At 68.3% G+C, this 2,462-nt stretch carries 4 protein-coding genes; 2 read left to right on the plus strand and 2 right to left on the minus strand.

The annotated features are described in order from the left end of the window. A partial coding sequence (locus tag ACO1BU_RS36895; RefSeq protein WP_424140829.1) for an HlyD family secretion protein occupies positions 1-699 on the plus strand: 699 nt, incomplete at its 5' end. Between the two features lie 6 nt (positions 700-705). Next, complete coding sequence (locus tag ACO1BU_RS36900) at positions 706-1,749, plus strand: FUSC family protein (RefSeq protein WP_424140830.1); 1,044 nt, start codon at positions 706-708, stop codon at positions 1,747-1,749. Between the two features lie 252 nt (positions 1,750-2,001). Here ACO1BU_RS36900 and ACO1BU_RS36905 read toward each other — a convergent pair whose 3' ends face one another. Continuing rightward, complete coding sequence (locus ACO1BU_RS36905; RefSeq protein ID WP_424140831.1) at positions 2,002-2,214, minus strand: hypothetical protein; 213 nt, start codon at positions 2,212-2,214, stop codon at positions 2,002-2,004. Continuing rightward, on the minus strand, positions 2,214-2,462 hold a 249-nt coding region (locus tag ACO1BU_RS36910; RefSeq protein ID WP_424140832.1), incomplete at its 5' end, for a formate dehydrogenase N subunit beta transmembrane domain-containing protein. The genes ACO1BU_RS36910 and ACO1BU_RS36905, both read right to left, overlap by 1 nt.

Below are 2,462 nucleotides of genomic sequence, written 5' to 3' on the forward strand. Positions count from 1 at the left end.
ACCTCCCGCACCTTGCAGCTCGTCGAACGCGGGGTCTACGCCCAGGCGCGCGGCGACGATGCCAGGGGCGCTCTCCGCACCGCCGAAGCCCAGCTTCACGCGGCCGAAGCGCAGCGCGACCAGGCGGCGCGGCAGCTCGGTTCGGCCAGCGCCGACAATCCCCAGGTGGTCGCGGCCACGGCCCGGCTGCAGCGGGCGCGGACAGACCTTCTGAACACCACGGTCCTCGCAGCGACGGATGCCGTCGTGACCAACCTTTCCCTTGCCGTCGGCCAGTATGCGAGTGCCGGCCAACCCGCCCTGACGCTGATCGACACGCGCGGCGGCTGGATCGTGGCGGATTTCCGCGAGAACCAGCTGCGGAACCTCGACCCGGGAGATCCCGTGGAGATCGCCTTCGACGTGGCGCCGGGGCGGATCTTCCGCGGACGGGTGTCCAGCCTCGCCTGGGGCATCGATGCCGGGCGGCGCAGCGCCGGCGGCCTGGCCCAGCCGGATGCGAGCACTCGCTGGTTCGAGCCGGCGCGTCGCATCCCCGTGCGCATCGAGCTTGATCCGGGTGGGGACTGGCCGGCGAAGGTGCATGTCGGCGCCAAGATTTCGGTGGCGGTGAATGCCGCCGGCGAGGAGGCCGGGATTCTCTGGCCCATCGCGCAGGGGCTGATGCGGGCCAGCTCGGCCCTGTCCTACCTGTACTGAACCGCCATGGCCGCCCTGCCCCGCCCATCGCGCCGCGACGATCCCTATTTCAGCATCCGCTGTGCGATGGGGATCACGCTCAGCCTCGCGCTGATCGAGCCGCTGGCGGTCAATCCCGGCATGATCCTGCCCGCCATGCTGGTCAGCCTGTTCTGCGGCCAGCGCGGGCCCTACAGCCCCGTCAGGAGCATCGTCACCGGGCTGATGCTCATGACCCTGATCTGGCTGATCTTCGGGCTCTGCGTGCTGACCCAGGGCCTGCCTGCAGTGCAGTTCATCAGCCTGATGGCGGTCTGTTACGGGGCCTTGTACCTGCTATTGCGCACCGGCAACCAGCTCGGCGTCATGCTGCTGATGTTCACCAGCATGATCGGCGTGCTGTTCGGGACGTCGCGGGCCGCCGCTGAGGCGATGCGGGATGCCTTCACGGTCACGGCGATCGTATCCGCCATACTGATCCCCCTCCTCAACATCCTGCTGCCCCCGCGCGCCGATGCGGCCGTGCCTCCACCTCCACCTCCGCCGGAGATCGAGCGACCCGGTATCCACGCACTGCTGCGGCTGTCGGTGCTGGCGCCGGTGGTGCTGACCTTCCTGGCCGGGGTGGCGCCCTCCTCCGGCCTGATCTTCCTTATCATCGCGGCGCTGGTGCTTGCCTATCCGACGCGGCAGGCGCAGCGGACCGAGGGACGGGAGCGCATCCTGTCCACCCTGCAGGGCGGCGGGGCGGCGATCGTGATCCTGATGCTTTTCACCTTGCAGGCGCAGTTCCCGATCCTGCTGCTGCTCGTCTTCTTGGCCGTGCTGTGGTTCACTGAGCGGATGATGGCCGGACCGGGCACCGCCAACACCTACCAGCTCGCCCTCTCCGCGCTGGCCGTGATCGTCGCGGGCGCAACAGTGAACACCCACCCTCTAGAGACGGCCATGACTCGTCTGCTGCTCACGCTGGGCGGGGCCGCTTTCGGACTGGCGGCGCTGTCGTTGCTGGAATGGGCGGCTGAGCCATTCCTACGCTCGCCGAGAGCTCGGATGGGCTTTACCACCTAGCCGCCCGGGAGCTAACCAGAAGCAGGGATGGAACCCAACCCGGCACTGGCGCGCCCTGTGCCTCGGCCTCGCGCAGCCATCGCGGTGTCTCGCCTGCGCATTGTACTTGCCCGGCTCCGGCAGGTTCTCCTCCCGCCCGCCGATCACGTCCCTGAACTTCGACAGCTATACCCAGTCCACCCGCGCCGGCAGGTTCGCCTTCCAGAGCTGGAAGAAGAAGACGAAGAAGCTGACGAAGAGGACGGCGCCGAGCTAGGGATGGAAGGCGCGCGTGTTCTGCCCGCCGCCGAAAAGCCCGGTCAGGAAGTAGAGCGAGGGCGTGAACAGCGCGAGGCCCGAAATCCCCAACAGGATCAGGCTGAGCGCCGTGATCCAGTGATTCGCCCGGGCCGCCGGCCCGTAGCGATTCACCGTGACAGGCTTGCCCGGGTGAATGGCATCCCCGGGTTGGATACGCTCCACCATCAGGCAGGCTCCTGCGTGGCAGGCTTGGGTGGCGGCACCGGCTTGCCCTCCACGAGCTTCTCCGCGTTCTCCTCATCCTCATGCGAGACACGGTTCGGCCTGGCGAAGACGCCGTGGATCAGGCTGCCGGCCGCCAGGAAGCCCATGGCGGCGAGGCCGACATACTTGGTCACGCCCTTCCAGGTCTGCACCAGCGGCGAGATCCGGGGCTGGTCCGGCAGGCCGGCATAGATATGCGGCTTGTCGTT

Source organism: Roseomonas chloroacetimidivorans, assembly GCF_049629625.1.
GTDB classification, from domain to species: Bacteria; Pseudomonadota; Alphaproteobacteria; order Acetobacterales; family Acetobacteraceae; genus Roseomonas; species Roseomonas chloroacetimidivorans.

What these genes read in the sequence shown, in the direction of transcription:
- ACO1BU_RS36900 (WP_424140830.1), top strand. Translation starts at nt 706, where the DNA reads ATGGCCGCCCTGCCCCGCCCATCGCGCCGCGACGATCCCTATTTCAGC.
- ACO1BU_RS36905 (WP_424140831.1), bottom strand. Translation starts at nt 2,214, where the DNA reads ATGGTGGAGCGTATCCAACCCGGGGATGCCATTCACCCGGGCAAGCCT.